The following is an 18,492-nucleotide window of genomic DNA, read 5'->3' on the forward strand; positions in this document are numbered from 1 at the left end:
GAAGAGCGCAGGAGCGGCGGAGAGCTAGCGGGCAGCCGCGGGGACGAGCGGTAGAACGCGCCGGCTCTACGCCTTCAACCGGAGGCGCCAGATCGTGGACGTCGACGACCGGCCCGCCGCCATCCTCCCGCCCGACAACCACGCTACCGTGGAGCTGCCGCTCGGCTCCGCGGTGACGAACGCCGTCTGCGTCCCCTGGACGCGCGGCTTCGGCGTGACGCGCGCCGGCCGGAAGCGCGACTCGGCGACGCTGCCGTTCTTGCCGCGGCGCGCGCACTCGAAGCGCGCCGTGAACGGCACGCCCTGCAGCGCGAAGCGCGCCGCGAGCTCCGGCGGCAGCGCGCCCTGCTGCTCGCCGCGCGACTCCACCCGCGTCACCAGGTACTCGCCGTCGTACCGCGACGCCGGGTGATCCAGCGCGAACACGCTGCCCGCGCCGAGCAGCCGCGCCGTGCCCTCGCCGACGGCGTAGCTCGCCTCCACGGTCAGCCGATCGAGCTTCGCCTGGGCGAGCGGCCGCCCCTGCTCGGGCGTGTCCGGGTAGCGCCCCGGGTACTCGTGGTCGACGAGGTCCTCGCCGTCTGGCTGGCCCGACGTCGACACCTTCATGTCGAGCGCCGGCTTCTTCCAGTTGTAGTCGACCAGCGACACCCGCCGGGGGCGGAGGCGCGCGCCGAGCTTCATCGTCGCTATCTCGCGGCCGAGCAGCCCCGGGCCGAGCGGGGTGAACGGGGCGAGGCGCGCCCGGCCGCTGTCCGCGTCGGCGAGGACGAGCAGGCACGCCCTGTCGCCGTGCTCGAAGTGGTAGCTGATGCCCTCTTCCTCGAGCAGGCGCGACACGAACGCGAGGTCGCTCTCGTTGTACTGCACGCAGTAGGGCCGCGTGGCCACGTCGTCGATGCGGGTGGGGTCCGTCACCCGCCACGCGTAGAGCTCCCGCGCCGGCTGGAAGGCGAGCGCGTCGCCCCCGTCGGGCTCGAGCGCGGCGCCGTCGTCGCGGTGCAGCGAGGAGTCGCCCTGGAGCACGGCGTCGATGATCTGGCGCGTCGTCTTCTCGAGGAAGATCCGGCAGCGGGAGCGGTGCATCGAGCGCGCGAGCGGCGGCGAGAGCACGACGCGGTAGAGCATGCCGTCGTAGATCGGCCCGAGCTCTTCCGCCTCGGTGATGATCCCGTGCACCACGCGGTAGGCCGGCTCGGAGCGCGTCGTCACGCGCAGGGTCGCCCGGGTCCCGATGAGCTCTTCCGGGTCCACCTCGGGCGCTGGCTCGTGGGCGACCAGCACCAGCTCGTGGCGGTACAGGCTCGAGATGGCGTCGCTGCCGCGGAGCTCGACGACCTGCAGGTGTCGCCAGGGCCCGGCTCCCTCCGAGGCGCCTTCCCAGGCAAAGGCGAAGTCGACGTCGTTCACGGTGCTGCTCTCCCGTTCGAGGTGGGCTCAGCGTACCCCGTCCGGCAGCCGGCTCGAACCGCGCGGCCGTGGCGTCTTGCGGCGTCTCTCCCTCCGGCTGCACCATGCCTCGTGGCGAAGGCGCAGCACGACGACGCGGCGGAGGCGGGGAACGAGGGCAGGGGAGGCGCGGGCGCCGAGCGCGACGGCGGGACGGTCGACGTGCTCGTCGTCACGGCGCTCCAGGACGAGCTCGAGGGGGTGCTCGAGCAGGGGGAAGGCGGCGCCGACGGGTGGCGCGCGCTGCGGGACCTGGGCGGTTTCCGCTACTACCGGCGCACGTTTCCGGCCGCGCACGGAGGATCGATCGCCGTGGCTGCGGCGTGGATCGGCGAGGCCGGCGAGCGCACGGCGGCGATCCGGGGGCAGCAGCTCCTGACCGAGCTCGACCCCGCGTGCCTCGCGATGTGCGGCGTCTGCGCGGGCGATCCGGGCAAGGTGGCGCTCGGCGACGTGATCGTCGCCGACCGGCTCTACAGCTTCGACCAAGGCAAGCGCGTCGCGCCGCCGGGCAAGGAGGCGGAGCTCCTCCACGACGTGCGGACCTTCGATCTCGCGGCCACGTGGAAGATGGACGCCGCCTTCCTCGCGCGCGAGCTCGATCTCGCGGCGCTCTCGCGCGAGCGTCCGCCCTCCAGGGAGGCCCAGCAGCGCTGGCTCGTCGACGCGCTCCACGCGCACGAGGCGGAGGGCGGGCCCGCGCCCGTGGCGCACCCTGATCGCAGGCGCGCCTGCCCGGGGTGGACGGCGCGGCTCAAGGAGGCCGTGCGGGAGGGGCTCGCCGCGATGAAGGGCGGCGCGCTGCGCCTCACGGACGCCGGGCGGGAGAGGGCGCTGGAGGAGCGGCTGCTCCACCCGGACGGGCCGCCGGCGGATCCGCCGCTGCGCGTGCACGTCGGGGCCATCGCCACGTTCACGGCGGTGATGCAGGATCCTGGCGTCTGGGGCGACCTCCAGCGCGTGGTGCGCGGCACGCTGGGCCTCGACATGGAGGGCGCGGCGATCGGCGATCTCGCGGCGCGGAGCCAGAAGCGGTCGATCTTCATCAAGGCGGTGAGCGACCACGCCGACCTCGCCAAGGACGACGGCTTCCGCGGGTTCGCGTGCCGGGCGTCGGCGGCGGTGCTGCTCGCGTTCTTGCAGAAGCACCTCGAGCCGGCGCCGCGGATCGAGCGAGAGCCCTGGGAGCGGCGCGCGGTGGCCGAGGGCGTCGAGCGCAATGCGGAGAGCGGCGAGCGCGGGGAGCGCGCGTTCGAGGACCGGCGCGACGGCTTCCTCCAGCGCATCGAGCGCGTGGCGCTGCTGCGGGCGCCCGGCGCGACCGTGACGAGGCACCGCGCGCCGCCGCCGTTCGCGGGCGTGCTCGAGGTGGCGGCGCGCGACGGATCGCTCGTGGACGTGCGGGTGATCGGCGCGCTGGACCAGCCGATCACGGAGGAGCTCGTCGCGCGCTACGTGACCGACGTGGAGCGCCGGTTCCGGCAGCAGGACCCGCTGCTGCGGTCGATGCTGATCCACGCAGGCTCGCAGGCGCCGCCGGAGCTGGCCCAGCGCGCGTGGCGCCGCGGCGTCGCGCTGAAGAGCTTCTCCGAGTACCAGGGGCTCCTCGATTTCGGCCGGTACCTCGCGCGGCAGACCGACCGGATCGAGGCGGACCCGACCTACCCGCCGTGGCTCTACGTGGATCAGCCGGCGGTGGTGAGCCTGGGCGACCGCGAGAAGAGCGCGACCGACAGCGCGCTCGCGTCGCTGTGGGAGCTGCTCGACGCGCCCCGCCGGCGCTTCGTGCTGGTGCTCGGCGACTTCGGGGCGGGCAAGACCTTCCTCTTGCACGAGCTCGCGCGGCGGATGGCGAGGGACAAGCACCCGCTCGTGCCGGTGCTCATCGAGATGAGCCGGCTCGAGAAGCAGCGCTCGCTGAGCGTCCTCGTGGCGCAGCACTTCGCGCTCGCGGACGAGCCGGTCGACCCGCGCGCCTTCAGCTACATGCTGGCCGAGGGGCGGATCGCGCTGCTCTTCGACGGCTTCGACGAGCTCGCCTTGCGGCTGACGTACGACCGGGTGCTGGAGCATTTCGAGACCGTGGTGCAGGCGGCCGAGGGGGTCGCGAAGGTGGTGGTGACCAGCCGGACGCAGCACTTCCTCGACGACCGGCAGATCAAGCAGGAGCTCGCCCGGCGGGCGGAGCAGGTCCAGGGCTACCGGCTCGTGCAGCTCCAGGGGTTCGGCGAACCGCAGATCCGTAGGTTCCTGGGCAACATGATCCCCGAGCCCGCGGAGGCCGAGGCGCGGTACCGGCTGCTCCACGAGGTCAAGGATCTGCTGGGGCTCTCGGAGAACCCGCGGATGCTGGGGTTCATCGCGAGGATCGAGGAGAAGAAGCTCCTCGAGGCGAGGGAGGGGACCGGGGAGATCACCGCAGCGAAGCTGTACGATCTGCTCGTGGATCAGTGGCTCGACTACGAGCACCGGCGCGCCAATCCGCGGGGAGCGCCGCGCGGGATCTCGCGCGGGGCGCTCCGGAGGGCGATGACCGACCTCGCGCGGCTGCTCTGGGACAGGCGGGTGCGCGCGGTCGGGATCGGCGAGCTGCCCGAGAGCCTCGTGAAGGGCGTGCAGCCGGTGGACGGTCCGCCGCTGGAGCGTGCGATGGTCGAGTTCCTGATCGGCTCGGGATCGCTGCTCGTGCGGGACGCGGAGGGGGCGTTCTCGTTCGTCCACCGGTCGGTGCTGGAGTGGCTCGTGGCCGAGGCGGCGGCGCGGGAGGTGATGGGGACAGGCGACAGCGCGGCGCTCGCGGCTGACGAGATGAGCGAGCTGATGGTGGATTTCTTCGTGTCGCTGGCGGGGCGCGAGCAGGCGTCGGCGTGGGCAGCGCGGGTGCTGCACGGGGCGGCGGAGGGCCACGCGAAGGACAACGGGCTGCGGGTAGCGCGCTGGCTGGCGAGGGGTGAGGAGGACGCGGGCGCCGAGGACGACGAGAAGGATGCGGCGGAAGGCGCCGACCTGGCCGGGCAGGACCTGAGCGGGCAGAACCTCAACCACACGGATCTTCGAAGGGCCAATCTGGCGAGAGCCAACCTCACGAACGCCACGCTGGTCGAGGCCAGGCTGGCCGGCGCCTCGCTTGTATCCGCGCGGCTCAGCCGGGCGGATCTGCGCGATGCCTCGCTGACGGGCGCTGATCTCCGGGGCGCGGACCTCTCGTTCGCTTGCCTCGTGGGCGCGGACTTGACCGGCGCGGATCTCGAGGGGGCGGCGCTGCGTGGCGCCAAGCTAGTCGGCGCCCGGGGGGTCACCGTCGCGCCGATCGCGGCGGAGGGAGCGGCACCACCTCGGCCTTCCGGGGCTGACCTGATATGGATGCTGACTTCGGCGTGCAACGCGGTGGCCTGGAGTCCGCGGGGCGACCTCCTCGCCACGGGCCATCACGACGGCTCGGTCCGGCTCTGGGATGCGTTCTCGGGTCAAGCTATCAGGGGAATGGCTGGACACCTCGGCCCGGTGAACAGCGTGACGTTCAGCGCCGATGGCCGAACGCTGGCCTCGGGTGCGGATGACAGAACCGTGAGGTTGTGGGAGGTCACGAGCGGGCGAGCGCTCCGTGTTCTCGACGGTCATGGTCGCAGAGTGCTGACCGTTGTGCTGAGCGCCGATGGCCGAACGCTGGCGTCTGGTTCGGCTGACAGGACTGCGAGGTTGTGGGAGGTGGAGAGCGGGCGAGTCCTCCGCACCTTCGAGGGCCATGGCGCGTGGGTGATGAGCGTTGTACTGAGCCCCGATGGCCGAGCGCTTGCCTCGGGGTCTTATGATACGACCGTGAGGTTGTGGGAGGTGGAGAGCGGGCGAGCCCTGCGCGTCTTCGAGGACCATGACTTCGAGGGCCATGACGGTGCCGTGATGAGCGTCGCGTTTAGCCCCGATGGCCGTACGCTTGCCTCGGGGTCTTATGACAAGACCGTGAGGTTGTGGGAGGTGGAGAGCGGGCGAGCCCTCCGCGTCTTCAAGGGCCATTTTGCTACGGTAACGAGCGTAGCGTTCGGCCCCGATGGCCGTACGCTTGCCTCGGGGTCTTATGACAAGACCGTGAGGTTGTGGGAGGTGGAGAGCGGGCGAGCCCTCAACGTCTTCGATGATCATTCCGCTGAGGTGACGAGCGTGGTGTTCAGCGTCGATGGCCAGACGCTGGCTTCGGGTTCGGTCGACAGGACCGCGAGGTTGTGGGAGGTGGAGAGCGGGCGAGCCCTCCGCGTCCTCGAGAGCCATGGCGCCAGGGTGATGATGGTGGCGTTCAGCGCTGACGGCCGAACGCTTGCCTCGGGTTCGGATGACCGGCTCGTCAGGTTGTGGGAGGTGGAGAGCGGGCGAGTTCTCCGCGCCTTCGAGAGCCATCGAGATTGGGTCAGGAGCGTCGTGTTCAGCCCCGATGGTCGGAGGCTGGCGTCTGCTTCGGGTGACAGTACCGTGAGGTTGTGGGAGGTGGAGAGTGGTCGAGCCCTCCGCGTCTTCGAGGGCCATGGCAGCGGTATGATGAGCGTGGCGTTCAGCCCCGATGGTCAAACGCTGGCCTCGGGGGCGGGCGACGGGACCGTGTGGTGGTGGAAGGTGGGACGCAGGCGAGCGCTGCGCGTCCTCGAGGGCCATGGCGGCGGCGTGATGAGCGTGGCGTTCAGCCCCGATGGCCGGACGCTGGCCTCGGGGTCGGTCGACAAGACAGTGAGGTTGTGGGAGGTCGAGGGCGGGCAGGCCGTCCGCGTCTTCGAGGGCCATGGCGGCGGCGTGATGAGCGTGGCGTTCAGCCCCGATAGCCGCATGCTGGCTTCAGGGTCGGGTGACAGGACCGTGAGGTTGTGGAGCGTGGAGAGCGGCCGAGTCCTCCGCGTCCTAGAGGGCCATGCCAACTGGGCGAGGAGCGTAGCATTCAGTCCCGACGGCCGGCTGCTGGCTTCGGGATCGGATGACGCGTGCGTGAGGCTGTGGGATGTCCCAAGCGGTCGAGCCCTCCGCGTTCTCGGTGGCCACAGGGCGATTGTGTCGAGCGTCGCCTTCAGCCCTGACGGCGCGCTCCTCGCCTCTGCCTCCTCCGATGGCACCCTCCGCCTCTGGCACGTGGCTACCGGCCTGTGCCTCGCCATCCTCCTGCCCTGCCCCGAGGGCTGGGCCGCCTTCACCCCCGACGGCCGTTACCGGTTCGGCGGCGACATCGCTGGCTCCTTCTGGCACGTGATCGGCCTCTGCCGCTTCGAGGCCGGCGAGCTCGACCCCTACCTGCCGAGCCTCCTCCTCCTCCCCGACGGCGAGCCCCTCATCGCGCTCCCGCCCGCCGTTACGCCGTCTGCGAGCGGCGTGGCATCGGCGGAAGACGCCTGAGCCCAGGCCGAGCCGTGATGTAGTGAACGGATCTGTGCCGCGAAGCACGCGGCCCATGTCCTATGCAGGCCGGGGCGGGCGCCTGCCTCTGGAAGGAGCCTCGCTCTTCGCGTGCGGTGCGGGCAGCCGCTTCTGCGTCTCGCCGTGGCTCAGCGGTCGAGCTTCTTCGCGAGCAACTCCTGCACTTCGGGCGGAACCGCACGCAAGATCTCTTCGGGCGTGTGCCCCGCGAGGCGCTGCTCGGGCGTCAGCCTTGCCAGAAGCTTCTCGGGAGGCAGCTGCGCGAGCATCTGTTCCAGCACCTCCTCGTAGCTCTGGCGAGCCAGCTCGGCGGCGCGAAGGTCCCATGGTGGCGCTCGACTTGCCTGACGAAGCTCGCGGGAATGCGATCGGCGATGCCCATGAGCGTCGATGGCTGGCGGTCCCTCAGGGCAGCCGGAACAGCGGACGACCGTGCGGCGAGGACGGCCAGGGGATGGCGGCGAGCACGAGGAGCAGCGCGAAGAGGACGCCGAGCGCCATGAGCCGGTGCCGCGCCGTGGGATCCGAGGCGCGCTTGGCCCGGGCCGAGGCGATGTGGGCGACCACCAGCGCGAGGACCATCGCGAAGACGTGCTCGACGGCGAAGAAGCGCAGCGCGGGGACGGGCATCGCGGCCTTCAGCGCGGCCAGCGACTTGGGCGTGAGCGGGCTGAGCACGACGTAGAGCACCAGGCCGAGGAGGAGCTGGAGATCTAGCGAGCCGACGAACGCGGCGCCGAGCTTGCGATCGGCCGCGGTCCACGGCCGGCGCTGCATCCAGCCCCGGGCCGATCGCACCAGCGTCGCCAGCCCGAGCAAAAGGACGGCCCAGCGCAGCCACGAGTGCAACAGAAGAACGATGGAATAGATCATGGTTTCTGCTTCCCGGCTGCGGTGCCGGCCTCGATGATGTACTGCGCCACGTCGGCGAGATCCGACGCGCGCATGCCGCGGAAGCTGGGCATCGGGGGGACGTCGGTGCGCTTGCGGCCCGGCTCCACGGCCCAGCGGACGATGCCCTCGGGGTCGGTCGCATACAGGCCCGCGATCTCGCTGAGCGGAGGGCCGACCACCCTGGCGGCGGGGGCGTGGCAGGTGGCGCAGTGGGTGGAGAAGAGGGCCTTGCCCTTCGCGGCCTGGGGCGAGAGCGCGATTCCCTCGTCCGCGGGGGCGGTCCGCGTGCACGCGGCCGCGAGCACGGGCAGGGCGGCGAGGAGCGGAGACCATCTCATATGCGCGGGCCGGAACGTAGCGCATGACCGCATGCGCTGCAGGCGACCGCGACGCTACGAGGAGCCCCCCCTCGCCGCAAGCGCATAGCGCCACGCCGCGAGGCCGGGCGAGCTCCGGCCTCGGTAGCGCGAGCGCGCGGGGCGTGGCCGGCCGCGCGCCCCGGCGCGCTACGCCGCCGCGCGCCCCGCCTTCCAGCCGGCCGCGAACTCCTCGATATGCGCCTTCATGTAGGCGCACTCGCGCCGGACGATCCTCGACGCGAACACGTCCTGCATCAGCCTGTCGGCGACCTTCCCCAGGAAGGGGAGGTTGAGCGAGCCGCGCAGCTCGTCCGAGAGCAGCGTCGCCCCGTCGGGCAGCGGCTTCAGCCGGTACTGGGACGAGTGCGGGAAATTACCCCTCGGCTCCTTGAGATCCGTCTCGACCCAGCCGATCCCCGCCCCCTCTTCCCAGTGGGTCACCCGAGCCCCGCGCACCTCAGGAGAGCTCCCGAAGAACGAGTGAACGATGTGCACGCACGTGCCTTTGCCCCGGCGCTGGTCGGTCTCGAAGCGCATGGAGACGTGGAACTCGTTCACTTTCATCAGGCGCTCGAGGTCGCTTATCCACGCCCATGCGATCTCGAGCGGAGCCTCGATGCGGATGCTCTCCTGGATGTGCAGCACTGGAGCCCTCGCTTTCCTCTGGGTAACCCGGCGCGATGACCGTAGCACGGCGGGGACGGGCTCACCGGTGCCCCGGCTCGCGGCGCTGCGAGCCCTCGGCCCGAGGTAGAGTCAGGATGTTCCTGTATCGGCTCCGGTTGTCATCGTCCTGGAAGCGCAACGGGCGGGGCGTCTACAGCGGTGCTCGGACGCGTTTGGTGCAGCGAACCGTACCATGAAGACCGCCGGGGGAGCTTCAGGGTAAGCTGGCGGTCGGATCCATCATGTCCCGCTCTCCCATTCCGACCTGGTGCTTCGCCGTGGTGCTGGTGAAGCTCGGGAACCGCTTCCTCCTGGTGCACGAGCGCAAGCACGACCAGCTCTGGTATCTGCCCGCGGGCCGGGTCGAGCCTGGTGAGACGTTCGCGGCGGCGGCGCGCCGTGAGGCGCTGGAGGAGACAGGCGTCCCCGTGGAGCTGCAGGGCATCCTGCGCATCGAGCACAGCCCGACCTCGCTGCAGGCGCGCCTGCGGGTGCTCTTCCTCGCGCGCCCGGCTCGCGACATGCCGCCGAAGAGCGAGCCGGACGAGCACTCGCTCGAGGCGCGCTGGGTCACGCTGAAGGAGATCAAGGCCCTGCCGCTGCGCGGCCCCGACGTGGAGCCGCTCTGCCGCGACGTGCTGGCGGGGGCGCCCGTGTTCCCGCTGTCGCTGCTCGGGCCCGAGGGGGAGCCGCTCCTGTGAGCGGCGCGCGCCCGCCGCCGGCCGAGGCGGCGGCTCCGGCGCCCGGCGCGGCCTCCCCGCTCAGACCTGGCCGCTGGCCTTCCACCTCTCGAAGCAGCGCCCGGTGAGCGCCTCGAGCTCGGCGAAGAGCGCTGGCTCGTTCGTCTTGAAGTTGAAGCACGACTTGCCCTGCATGCGCTTCTTGAGCTCCGGGCTCATGTCGCCGAGCAGCTCGGGGTTCGTGTAGACCGGCATGAGGTAGAAGCTCGTGTAGGCCCGGCCCACCCGCGTCGCTCCGAAGAAGAGCGGCTTCCCGTTCGGCCCTTTCGTGCGCGTGTCGAGGTAGTAATTATCGGGCGTGTCGTGCACGACAACGAGGTGGCGCGCGTGCCGCTGGAGGATGCTCCGCAGCGCCTCGAAGGTGCTTGTGTTGCCGCCGGTGGCGGCGCCCTTGGTGGCTGCCGCTTTGATGGCTGCCGCTTTGGTGGCGGCGCCCTTGGTGGCTGTGGCTTTGGTGGCGGCGCCCTTGGTGGCTGCCGCTTTGGTGGCTGTGGCTTTGGTGGCGGCGCCCTTGGTGGCTGTCCCCCTGGTGGCCGCGCCTTTGGTGGCCTTTGCTGAGCCGCCGCTCCCGGTCGCCTTTGCGCCCGCGGCCGCCTTTGCCTTCACTGCGCCCGCGGTCTTCGTCGTCGTCTTCTTCGCCGTGGCCACGCTCGATCCTCCTGGGCCGAGGGTACACAGCGTGTCCCGCGGTTGCCTATCGGCTTGCGCCTAGAGCTTCAGCTTCATCCCCTCGTGGCTCGCCACGAAGCCGAGCCGCTGGTAGAAGCGGTGCGCCCGCAGCCGCGTCTTGTTCGAGGTGAGCTGCACGCGGAAGCACCCCCGCCGCCGCGCCTCGTCGATGGCCCAGCGCATCATCACCTCGCCGACCCCGCGGCTGCGCTGGCTCGGGTCGACGATCACGTTCTCGACCTGCGCCACCCGTCCTCCGTGGTTCGCCACGTACTGGATGATGGTCAGGTGAAATGCTCCGACGACGCGCCCCTCGACCTCGGCGACCAGCAGCGCGTTGTTCGGATCCTCGGCGATGGCCGCGAGCGCCTCGCGGTAGCGCGGATCGAGCGGCGGACCCGGGTGGTCCGTCTTCAGGTTGCCCTCGTCCGGGATCGAAAACAGATGGATGACCGTCGGCAGGTCTGCCTCGACGGCGCGGCGGATGGTGGGTACGAGCTGCGGCTGGCTCACGCCCCCATTCTGCCTCATCGCGCGGCGGCGCTGGAACCCCTACGCCGCCAGCGCGCGCTCGTCGCGCCGGCCCGCGCGCCCAGCCGCCCGCCACGCCCTCCATCTCGTCTCCCGCGGCCCTCACGTGCCCGCGCGCGAGGTGCTCGCCAGCAGCGCCAGCAGCAGCTCGGCCACACGCCGCATGAACCCGTAATCGAGCGTCCCCGGCAGGTCTGTGCCGCGGTGGTAGTTGGGATTGCGGAACTCGGCGGTGTCGGTCCAGAGCACCGCCGGGATGCCGGCCTTCCAGAACGGCGCGTGATCGCTCCGGTGGAGCACCGGCAGCAGCCGGTCCACGCCGAGGTACGTCTTCAGCCCGACCACGCGCAGATCCGGCGTCGCCTCCTTCGCCGCGCGGACGATCGCGGAGACGCTGGCGCGCGACGGCCCGCTCCCCAGGAGGCCCAGGAAGTCGCCCACGTCCGGCATCCCCGGGATCGGCACGGGCAGCGGCGCGCGCTGCGAGCCGCGGGCGCGCGACGTGAAGCCGACCATCTCGAGGACGTGCGCCTCGCGCACGCGGAGCCCGCGCCGGTGCGCGAGGCGCGTCACGAAATCGGCGCTGCCGGCCAGGCCGTCCTCCTCGCCGTTGAACGCGACGAACGCGACCGGCGCCCCCGGCGCGGCGCGGGCGAGGGCGCGCGCGACCGCGAGCGCCACCGCGACGCCGCTCGCGTTGTCGTCGGCGCCCGGCGACGAGGGGACGCTGTCGTAATGCGCGCAGACGAGCGTGCACGCCTCGCCCGCGGCGCGCTCGGGCACCGCGACCACGTTCCGGAAAGGCCCCTCGATCGACGTCCGGTAGCCGAGCGCGGTGAACAGATCCCCGAGCCGCTCGCCGATCCGCTGGTTCACCGCGGCCTGATGCCAGAAGTTCCGCCGGACCGAGAGCCACCCGACGTGCTCGCGCAGCTCCTCCTCGTCCACGCCGGACACCGCCCGAAGCGCCGGCGCGCTCTGCGCTCGCGTCTTGCTCACCCACATCGATGCCTCCCGGTCTCCGCGCGTCCCCGCAGGTCCCGCCGCGCCCCCGTGGCGCCCGTGTGCTTCCCCCTGTACTTACGACGTAAGCTTATGGTGTAAGTCCCTATGTCGTCAAGGGCCGGATCGGCCGAGAAGCACGGTCGCCGCGCGCTCTCGCGCGCGCGCATCCTGGAGGCGGCGCTCGGGCTCGTGGATCGCGAGGGGCTCTCGGCGCTCAGCATGCGCCGCCTCGGCGCGGAGCTCGGCGTCGAGGCGATGTCGCTCTACAACCACGTCCCGAGCAAGGCCGCCGTCCTCGACGGCCTGCAGGAGGTGATCCTCGACGCGCTGCCGCTCCCTTGTCCTGCGCCCGACTGGGTCGAGGTGCTGCGGGGCGCGGCGCGCGCGTTTCACGGCGCGCTCGCCGCCCACCCGAACGCGCTCCCGCTGTTCGCGTCGCGCCCGCCGGTGACCCCGGCCGCGCTCCGCCACGTCGATGCGGCGCTCGGCGTCCTGCGCGGCGCGGGCTTCGGCCCCGAGGCGTGCGTCGGCGCGTACCAGGCGCTCATCGCCTTCGTCGTCGGCCACGCGCTCGCGTCGTCCGGCCCGGCTGGCGACGCCTCGGCCCCTCGCCACGATGCGCTGTCTCGCGAGGAGCTCCCCCACCTGACCGCGGTCGTCTCGGGCCTGAAGGGCCACGACGCGCGACAGCACTTCGAGTTCGGCCTCGACGCCCTGCTCATCGGGCTCCGCGCGAGGGCGATGGCCGAGCGCTAGCTCCGCGCGTCAGACCTCCGGCCAGGGAAACTTCATGTTCTCTTCCTTCTCTAGGCCTCTGGGATTCTCATTTATCCCCTATGCACCTTCTGGACACAGGCAGTCGAGCCGTGCACAGTCCCCGCACCACAGCGTCGACCCAGAGGACGATAGATGCGCGTCATCAACACAGCTTGCATTCCCGCGATCGAGTCCCTCAAGACCGACGAACGCACCCTTCTGGGGTTGTTCAAGGATTTCCGGGAGCACCCGGAGCTCTCGGCTTTCTTCCCAGAAGCTTGCCGACTGTCCCTGAGATGGGTGCGCCTCTCTCCGGATCAGTCGTTCAGCCCCCATGAGCTCCCGAAGAGAGGCATGCTCGTCATCACCGATGGTTCTGGCGAGGTACTCGGCGGTTCGCCCCGGCGGGTCCAGGCCGGAGACGTCGTGCTGGTCCCTCCTGGCGGGCTCCCCGGGCTCGTGGGCGGGGCGCCTGGCGGGCTCTCTGCGATATCCATCCATTTCGAGGGCGAGGGCGCTCGCTGGGACACGCCGTGTCTCTGCGCGACGCCCGCGCCGGGCGGCCCGGGCGAGGACCCCTCGCGCGGCGCCGCGCCTCCCCTGGAGCGCCTCGTCGAGGAGAACGAGGTCCATGCGCGGGAGTTCGCCGGCAGCCCCCTCATGCGGCTCATCCGGTCCGAGCGCGCCCGCGGCGACGACGTGAAGCGACGCATGCTCGGCGCGCTCCAGATCTGGTCGGACGCGTTCCAGAAGGTCCTGTGCGCCCGGGTCGTGTTCGAGTCGCACCCCGCGGCCAGCGCGATCGCCGAGCGTCACCTGGCCGACGAGATCGGCCACAACTGGCGGCTCGCCCGGATGCACGGCCCGTCGCGCGTGCCGTCCTGGGACCGCGGCATCGCCGCGGCGTCGTCCTGGTTCATCGAGCGGATGGGCTCCGCGTCCACCGAGGAGCGGACGGTCCTCGTCCACTTCGTCATCGAGCGCTGCGCGGACGTCCTCCTCACGGCGGCGCAGGCGCTCTTCCCCGGCTCGAACTACTTCTCCACGCACGCCCAGGTGGACGCCGACCACTTCAAGCTGGGCTACGAGCTCCTGAAGAGCTTCCCCGGCCTGGACGTCGCCTCGCTGCGCGGCGCGCTCACCGAGGGGTGGCAGATGATGAACATGATCTGCCAGCGCATCAACGACATCGCCGAGGGCGGCGAGGCGACGATGGACGTGCCCGCCCCCTACGCGCGCGCCGGCGAGCTCGCCAGCGACTCACCGCATGAGGTCGCGGACTTCATCCCCGCTCGCGCCGCCGTGTGATGGTCCCGCCAAGGCGCCAAGGACACCGAGAGAAAAGACTCTTCATCCTTTCTCTCTCCGCCTCTCTTGGCGTCTTGACGGTTCTTCTCTCTCCCTCCAACCGGCTCAGCGCCCTGCCCCCCGGCGCGGCGCGCGCCGTGCGCTAGCTCGCGGCCTTCACCACGTCGGTGATGCCCTGCACGCTCTTCGCGCTCTTCGCGAGCATCTCCTTCTCCTCCGCGGTCAGCGGCAGCTCGACGATCTTCTCGATGCCCTTGCCGCCGAGCACGACCGGCACGCCCATGTAGATGTCCTTGTAGCCGTACTCGCCGTCCAGGTAGGCCGCGACCGGCAGCAGCCGCTTCTGATCGAGCAGGAAGCTCTCGGCCATCGCGACGGCGCTCGAGGCCGGCGCGTAGTAGGCGCTCGTCCCCATGAGCTGCACGATCTCGCCGCCGCCCTTGCGCGTCCTGGCGATGAGCGCGTCGAGCTTCTCCTTGCTGATGAGCTCGGTCGCGCGCACGCCGTTGATCGTGCACGCCGACGGGATGGGCACCATGTCGTCGCCGTGGCCGCCGAGCACCATCGCGCGCACGTCCTTCACGGAGACGTTCGCCTCGCGCGCCAGGAACAGCTGGAAGCGCGCGCTGTCGAGCACGCCCGCCATGCCGAGCACGCGCTCGCGCGGGAAGCCGGTGCGGCGCTTGAACTCGTACACCATCGCGTCGATCGGGTTCGAGATCACGATCACCAGCGCGTCCGGGCAGTGCTCCTTCGCGCCGTCCGCCACGCTGCGGATGATCGGCAGGTTCGTCGCCACGAGGTCGTCGCGGCTCTGGCCCGGCTTGCGCGGGATGCCGGCCGTGATGATGAGGACGTCGGCGCCGGCACAGTCGGCCCAGTTCGAGGTCCCCTTGATCGACGCGTCGTAGCCGAGGACGGCGCCGTTCTGCTCGAGGTCGAGCGCCTTGCCTTTCGCGAAATCGGTCTTCTGGGGGATGTCGAAGAGCACGACGTCCCCGAGCTCCTTGCGCGCGATGAGGGCCGCGAGCTCCCCGCCGATGTTTCCGGCGCCAATGAGGGCGATCTTCTTTCGGTTGGCCATGGGCGGCCCTTTACCACCCCCCCGGCCGGGGACCAACGGGGCTCCCGGGTGGGCCGCCGGGAAGGAACTCGGCCGGCGGCTTCGGAAACCTGTCGACTCGGCCCGCGAGGCCGGGTAAGCCGCGCCCCATGGTCACCGAGGACGATCTGCGCACCGCGCTCGGCAGGGTGCTCGAGCGCACCTCGCTCGCGGGCCCCTTCGCCCGCTACGAGGGGAAGGTCCGGGACTGCTACACGACGCCGGACGGCCGGCGCCTGCTCGTCGTCACCGACCGCATCAGCGCCTTCGATCGCGTGCTCGGCACGCTGCCGCTGAAGGGGCAGGTGCTGAACCGGCTCTCTTCCTTCTGGTTCGAGCGCACGCGCGACGTCGCGCCGAACCACATGCTCTCCCAGCCCGACCCGAACGTCCTCGAGGCGCTCGAGTGCACGCCGCTGCCGGTCGAGATGGTGGTGCGCGCCTACGTGACGGGCGTGACCTCGACCAGCATCTGGACGCACTACACGCGCGGCGAGCGCGTCTTCTGCGGCCACCGGCTCCCCGACGGCCTCCGCAAGAACGAGCGCCTGCCGCGGGCGATCCTGACCCCGAGCACCAAGGCGCCGAAGGGCGGGCACGACCTCTCCGCCTCGCGCGAGGAGATCCTCGCCCTCGGGACGATCGCGCCGCGCGACTTCGACGCCGCCGCCGAGATGGCCCTCGCGCTCTTCGAGCACGGCGCCCGCTACTGCGAAGGCCAGGGGCTCATCCTCGTCGACACGAAGTACGAGTTCGGCAAGGACCGGAACGGGAACATCGTCGTCATCGACGAGATCCACACCCCCGACTCGTCCCGCTTCTGGTTCGCGTCTTCCTACGCCGATCGCTTCGCGGCCGGCGAGGACCCGGAGTCGTTCGACAAGGAGTACGTGCGCCGCTGGCTCGCGGCGCGGGGCTTCCAGGGCGACGGGCCGATCCCGCCGATCCCGGACGAGATCCGGATCGAGGCGTCCCGCCGCTACATCGCGGCGTTCGAGCGGATCACCGGCGCGGCCTTCGTCCCCGACCTCGAGGACCCGGCCGTCCGCATCCCGCGCAACCTGGGAGTGTAGGTGGGCGCGGCCGCGCCCGTACGAGTGCTAGCGTCGCGCCGAGAGCGCCTGGAGCAAAGCGAGTGAAAGCCGTCGTCACCGTCCGATTGAAGAAGGAAGTCCTTGATCCGCAGGGCGACGCCGTGAAGCGCGCCCTCACCTCGCTCGGGTTCCCCGGCGTGAAGGGCGTGCGCGTGGGCAAGCTCATCGAGATAGAGCTCGACCCCTCGCTCGGCAGCGCGCCCGATCTCGAGGAGCGGCTGAAGAAGATGGCCGACGAGATGCTGGCGAACACGGTCATCGAGGACTACGAGGTCACGCTCGCGAAGTAGCCCCGCCGCGCGGCGGGCCGGCGATCGAACGGCGCGGCGGGCATCAGCGCCGATGTGCCGGGCAGCAGCGCCGTGTGCCGCATGCGGCTTCAGGCCTCGGGCGCGACGAGCTTCTTCGACCAGAGGATGGCGTCCTTGCGGGCGCGGCCGACGACGAGGTGTCGCGCCATCACGGCCGAGCGGCGGAAGCCGTTCGCGAGCAGCGCGGCGCACAGCTCCTGGTCGTCCGCGGGGGCGAAGGTGAACGTGCTGACGGCCCTCTCCGCGACGAGGCGCTCGCAGAGGGCGCCGATCGCCGCCGTCGTGGCGAGCCGCTCCGACTCATGGCGCGGCGAGGAGAGGATCTCGAGGAACGAGTTGCCGAAGCACGACTGCATCTCCCACGCTGCGTGCAGGCTGAAGCCGCCCCGCGCGGAGAGCACGTAGCCCGTCCGCAGCGCGTCGCGCCCGAATGGCTCGAAGCCCGTGAGCGCCCGCCCTTCCCGCTGCGCGGCGGCGACGGCCCGCCGCAGCTCCTGGCCGCTCGCCGGCGCGATCTTCATCGCGGGCAGCGGCCGCCCCTCGCTCTCCCGGAGCAGCCGCCGCGCGCGGGCGATCGTGCGCTCGGCGAGCATCACCGCCGGCGACCCCGCCTTGCCGTCGCCCTCGGCGCCCTCGTCGTCGCTCTCCTCGCGCAGCGAAGGTGACATCTCGGCCACGACCGCCCCGAGGATCCACGCGTCGCTGCGCTTGTAGAAGCCGGGGATCGACCCCTCCCGGACGAACCCGAGGCGCGTCCACGTCGGCACCTCGTCGCGCTCGACGAGGGTGAAGATCTTCTCGACCCCCTCGCGCTTGGCGGCCGACAGGACGAAGTTCCGCTTGGACGGGGTCGGCCCCGCGCGGAAGTCGATGATGCGGAGCGTCCGGTGCCGCCGGTTGACCAGGAGACAGAGCGAAACAGCGTCGTTCCGGAACAGGAGCTCGTCGACACCGCTGCTCGACGTCAAAGAAAGGTTTCTCGCCGCCATACCCCTCGTGCTCTCGGCGCAGGCGTGATGCCTCGGGTCACGCCAGCATTGCAGAGTTGCAAATTGCAGATCTGCAATGCCCCCTAGCAGCCAGGGCCCACAGCGTCAACGATGTCGGCGGACCGGAGGAATCCGGGGGGGACCGCGGGGACCGCGGGGACCGGCGTGGGAGCGGGCTCAGGGGGGAGGGGCGAGCCGGCTCGCGTCCGCCGGCTTGACGCCGAGCGCCAGGAGCGCGTCCTTGAGCTTGGCGCGCTGGAGGGAGATGCGGGTCGGCATCCCTCCGGAGATCTTGAACGTCTCGAGGAAGTTCACCCCGCTGTCGAAGCGGGCGGCGAAGGTGATGCTGTCGTTGTCGACGACGACGGAGATGGGGGCGCGCTCCTGGCCAATGAGGAGGAGCAGGGTCTTGTCGTAGGACCCGCCTCGCTGGGAGGCATCGACGAGGACCAGGCCTGGCTCGACGCGCTCGTAGCGGAGCGCGATCCGGCGGGTCTCGGCTTCCATGGTGGCGAGCTCGGCGCCGGCCTGGTCGATGGGGGTCCAGAGCGACGGGTCGGCGAGGCCGGACGCGAGGTGCCGGATGATGAGGCCGAAGAGGGCCTGGTCGCGGGGGCGGGCGCGGAGGGCGCGGTCCATGCGGGTGGCGACCGGGCTCGGCACGCCGATGCGGGTATCGATGGCGCGGGCGTCCTCGTCGCAGCCGGGGTAGGGCTCGACGCCGCCGCGCATCCACTTGGCGCCGCTGGCGAGGCCGTCGAAGTCGACGTGGCAGACGAGGGTATCGACGCGCCCGGCGCGGGCGACGACCCCGGGGGTGACCATCTCGGGGCAGGCGCCGTGCTCGGCCTTGGTCGACAGGACGAAGCGGGGATCGCCCGCGAAGCGCGCGTGGTGGGCGCTGTCGTGGTGGTCGACCCAGGCGGCGAGCCGCGGCCCGAGCTCCTGGATGAAGGGGAGCGTGACCGTCTCGAAGCTCTTCCCTCCCGCCTCCGAGGCGAAGGCGATGTCGAGCACGGCGACGTTGCCGCGCAGGTCGCGGGCGCGCGGGAGCTTGCGGGGGGAGGCGAAGGCGAGATCGAATCCGTGCATGGCGTAGCTTCCCGGGGGAGGCAGGTACCGTCCAGCCGGGCTGCCCGGGATGAGCCGCCTCGGGGCGCCCTGCTCAATACACCGGAATCGCCTGAAGCGCTGCGGGGTAGGACCTTTCTCGGGCGGAGCCTGAATG

Annotated in this window: 17 protein-coding genes; 6 read left to right on the plus strand and 11 right to left on the minus strand. The window is 71.3% G+C overall.

Annotation, left to right across the window (positions count from 1 at the left end):
* Positions 1-66 precede the first annotated feature (66 nt).
* The gene (locus WME89_RS08370) at positions 67-1,410 is read right to left on the minus strand and encodes a type VI secretion system Vgr family protein (protein WP_438008699.1); all 1,344 of its coding nucleotides are present in this window, start codon (positions 1,408-1,410) and stop codon (positions 67-69) included.
* A gap of 111 nt (positions 1,411-1,521) precedes the next feature.
* Between WME89_RS08370 and WME89_RS08375 the strand changes: the two genes are divergently transcribed.
* Positions 1,522-6,819 carry a pentapeptide repeat-containing protein gene (locus WME89_RS08375; RefSeq protein ID WP_438008700.1) on the plus strand — a complete coding sequence of 1,766 codons (5,298 nt, stop codon included), beginning with the start codon at positions 1,522-1,524 and terminating at the stop codon, positions 6,817-6,819.
* A 149-nt stretch (positions 6,820-6,968) separates the two neighbouring features.
* Here the strand turns inward: WME89_RS08375 and WME89_RS08380 are convergent, their stop codons facing one another.
* The 4 genes from WME89_RS08380 to WME89_RS08395 all read right to left on the minus strand — a co-directional run bounded on the left by WME89_RS08380 (position 6,969) and on the right by WME89_RS08395 (position 8,738).
* Complete coding sequence (locus tag WME89_RS08380; protein ID WP_438008701.1) at positions 6,969-7,121, minus strand: hypothetical protein; 153 nt, start codon at positions 7,119-7,121, stop codon at positions 6,969-6,971.
* Positions 7,122-7,245: 124 nt separating this feature from the next.
* Positions 7,246-7,713 (minus strand): hypothetical protein, encoded by a 468-nt coding sequence (locus tag WME89_RS08385; protein WP_438008702.1) that lies wholly within the window; start codon positions 7,711-7,713, stop codon positions 7,246-7,248.
* Positions 7,710-8,072, minus strand: a complete 363-nt coding sequence (locus tag WME89_RS08390) for a c-type cytochrome (protein WP_438008703.1) — start codon at positions 8,070-8,072, stop codon at positions 7,710-7,712. Before WME89_RS08390 ends, WME89_RS08385 begins: the two co-directional genes overlap by 4 nt.
* A 168-nt stretch (positions 8,073-8,240) precedes the next feature.
* Positions 8,241-8,738: an SRPBCC family protein gene (locus WME89_RS08395; protein WP_438008704.1), complete on the minus strand. Its 498-nt coding sequence runs from the start codon at positions 8,736-8,738 to the stop codon at positions 8,241-8,243.
* 263 nt (positions 8,739-9,001) lie between these two features.
* On the opposite strand from WME89_RS08395, the gene WME89_RS08400 reads away from it, so the two are divergent.
* On the plus strand, positions 9,002-9,460 hold the full coding sequence (locus tag WME89_RS08400) for an NUDIX domain-containing protein (RefSeq protein WP_437624611.1): 459 nt from the start codon (positions 9,002-9,004) through the stop codon (positions 9,458-9,460).
* A gap of 60 nt (positions 9,461-9,520) precedes the next feature.
* On the opposite strand, the gene WME89_RS08405 is transcribed toward WME89_RS08400, so the two are convergent.
* From WME89_RS08405 to WME89_RS08415, 3 genes are all read right to left on the minus strand, one after another.
* Entirely contained in the window at positions 9,521-10,147 is a 627-nt protein-coding gene (locus WME89_RS08405; RefSeq protein ID WP_438008705.1) for a hypothetical protein, read from the minus strand.
* A 60-nt stretch (positions 10,148-10,207) separates the two neighbouring features.
* Positions 10,208-10,699 (minus strand): N-acetyltransferase family protein, encoded by a 492-nt coding sequence (locus WME89_RS08410; RefSeq protein ID WP_438008706.1) that lies wholly within the window; start codon positions 10,697-10,699, stop codon positions 10,208-10,210.
* A 102-nt stretch (positions 10,700-10,801) separates the two neighbouring features.
* Positions 10,802-11,698 carry a M20/M25/M40 family metallo-hydrolase gene (locus WME89_RS08415; protein ID WP_438008707.1) on the minus strand — a complete coding sequence of 299 codons (897 nt, stop codon included), beginning with the start codon at positions 11,696-11,698 and terminating at the stop codon, positions 10,802-10,804.
* Between the two features lie 111 nt (positions 11,699-11,809).
* Here WME89_RS08415 and WME89_RS08420 point away from each other — a divergent pair, with 111 nt between their 5' ends.
* Positions 11,810-12,460, plus strand: coding sequence for a TetR/AcrR family transcriptional regulator (locus WME89_RS08420; RefSeq protein WP_438008708.1), 651 nt, complete (start codon positions 11,810-11,812; stop codon positions 12,458-12,460).
* A gap of 354 nt (positions 12,461-12,814) precedes the next feature.
* A complete protein-coding gene (locus tag WME89_RS08425) occupies positions 12,815-13,768 on the plus strand; it encodes a hypothetical protein (RefSeq protein ID WP_438008709.1) in 954 nt (317 codons plus the stop codon).
* Between the two features lie 142 nt (positions 13,769-13,910).
* Here WME89_RS08425 and mdh read toward each other — a convergent pair whose 3' ends face one another.
* Positions 13,911-14,852 carry a malate dehydrogenase gene (mdh, locus tag WME89_RS08430; protein WP_438008710.1) on the minus strand — a complete coding sequence of 314 codons (942 nt, stop codon included), beginning with the start codon at positions 14,850-14,852 and terminating at the stop codon, positions 13,911-13,913.
* 128 nt (positions 14,853-14,980) lie between these two features.
* On the opposite strand from mdh, the gene WME89_RS08435 reads away from it, so the two are divergent.
* Positions 14,981-15,943, plus strand: coding sequence for a phosphoribosylaminoimidazolesuccinocarboxamide synthase (locus WME89_RS08435; protein WP_438008711.1), 963 nt, complete (start codon positions 14,981-14,983; stop codon positions 15,941-15,943).
* A gap of 62 nt (positions 15,944-16,005) precedes the next feature.
* Positions 16,006-16,254, plus strand: coding sequence for a phosphoribosylformylglycinamidine synthase subunit PurS (gene purS / locus WME89_RS08440; RefSeq protein WP_436625784.1), 249 nt, complete (start codon positions 16,006-16,008; stop codon positions 16,252-16,254).
* Between the two features lie 89 nt (positions 16,255-16,343).
* Here the strand turns inward: purS and WME89_RS08445 are convergent, their stop codons facing one another.
* The gene (locus tag WME89_RS08445; protein ID WP_438008712.1) at positions 16,344-17,243 is read right to left on the minus strand and encodes a hypothetical protein; all 900 of its coding nucleotides are present in this window, start codon (positions 17,241-17,243) and stop codon (positions 16,344-16,346) included.
* Positions 17,244-17,441: 198 nt separating this feature from the next.
* A complete protein-coding gene (locus WME89_RS08450) occupies positions 17,442-18,356 on the minus strand; it encodes a hypothetical protein (RefSeq protein WP_438008713.1) in 915 nt (304 codons plus the stop codon).
* Positions 18,357-18,492 lie beyond the last annotated feature (136 nt).

Origin of the sequence: Sorangium sp. So ce321 (genome assembly GCF_051530195.1) — a bacterium.
Classification (GTDB): domain Bacteria; phylum Myxococcota_A; class Polyangia; order Polyangiales; family Polyangiaceae; genus Sorangium.

Excerpts from the sequence above, each read along its gene's own strand:
- WME89_RS08385 (WP_438008702.1), bottom strand. The coding sequence starts at position 7,713 with ATGATCTATTCCATCGTTCTTCTGTTGCACTCGTGGCTGCGCTGGGCC.
- WME89_RS08390 (WP_438008703.1), bottom strand. The coding sequence starts at position 8,072 with ATGAGATGGTCTCCGCTCCTCGCCGCCCTGCCCGTGCTCGCGGCCGCG.
- WME89_RS08400 (WP_437624611.1), top strand. The coding sequence starts at position 9,002 with ATGTCCCGCTCTCCCATTCCGACCTGGTGCTTCGCCGTGGTGCTGGTG.
- WME89_RS08410 (WP_438008706.1), bottom strand. The coding sequence starts at position 10,699 with ATGAGGCAGAATGGGGGCGTGAGCCAGCCGCAGCTCGTACCCACCATC.
- WME89_RS08420 (WP_438008708.1), top strand. The coding sequence starts at position 11,810 with ATGTCGTCAAGGGCCGGATCGGCCGAGAAGCACGGTCGCCGCGCGCTC.
- WME89_RS08425 (WP_438008709.1), top strand. The coding sequence starts at position 12,815 with ATGCTCGTCATCACCGATGGTTCTGGCGAGGTACTCGGCGGTTCGCCC.
- mdh (WP_438008710.1), bottom strand. The coding sequence starts at position 14,852 with ATGGCCAACCGAAAGAAGATCGCCCTCATTGGCGCCGGAAACATCGGC.
- WME89_RS08435 (WP_438008711.1), top strand. The coding sequence starts at position 14,981 with ATGGTCACCGAGGACGATCTGCGCACCGCGCTCGGCAGGGTGCTCGAG.
- WME89_RS08450 (WP_438008713.1), bottom strand. The coding sequence starts at position 18,356 with ATGCACGGATTCGATCTCGCCTTCGCCTCCCCCCGCAAGCTCCCGCGC.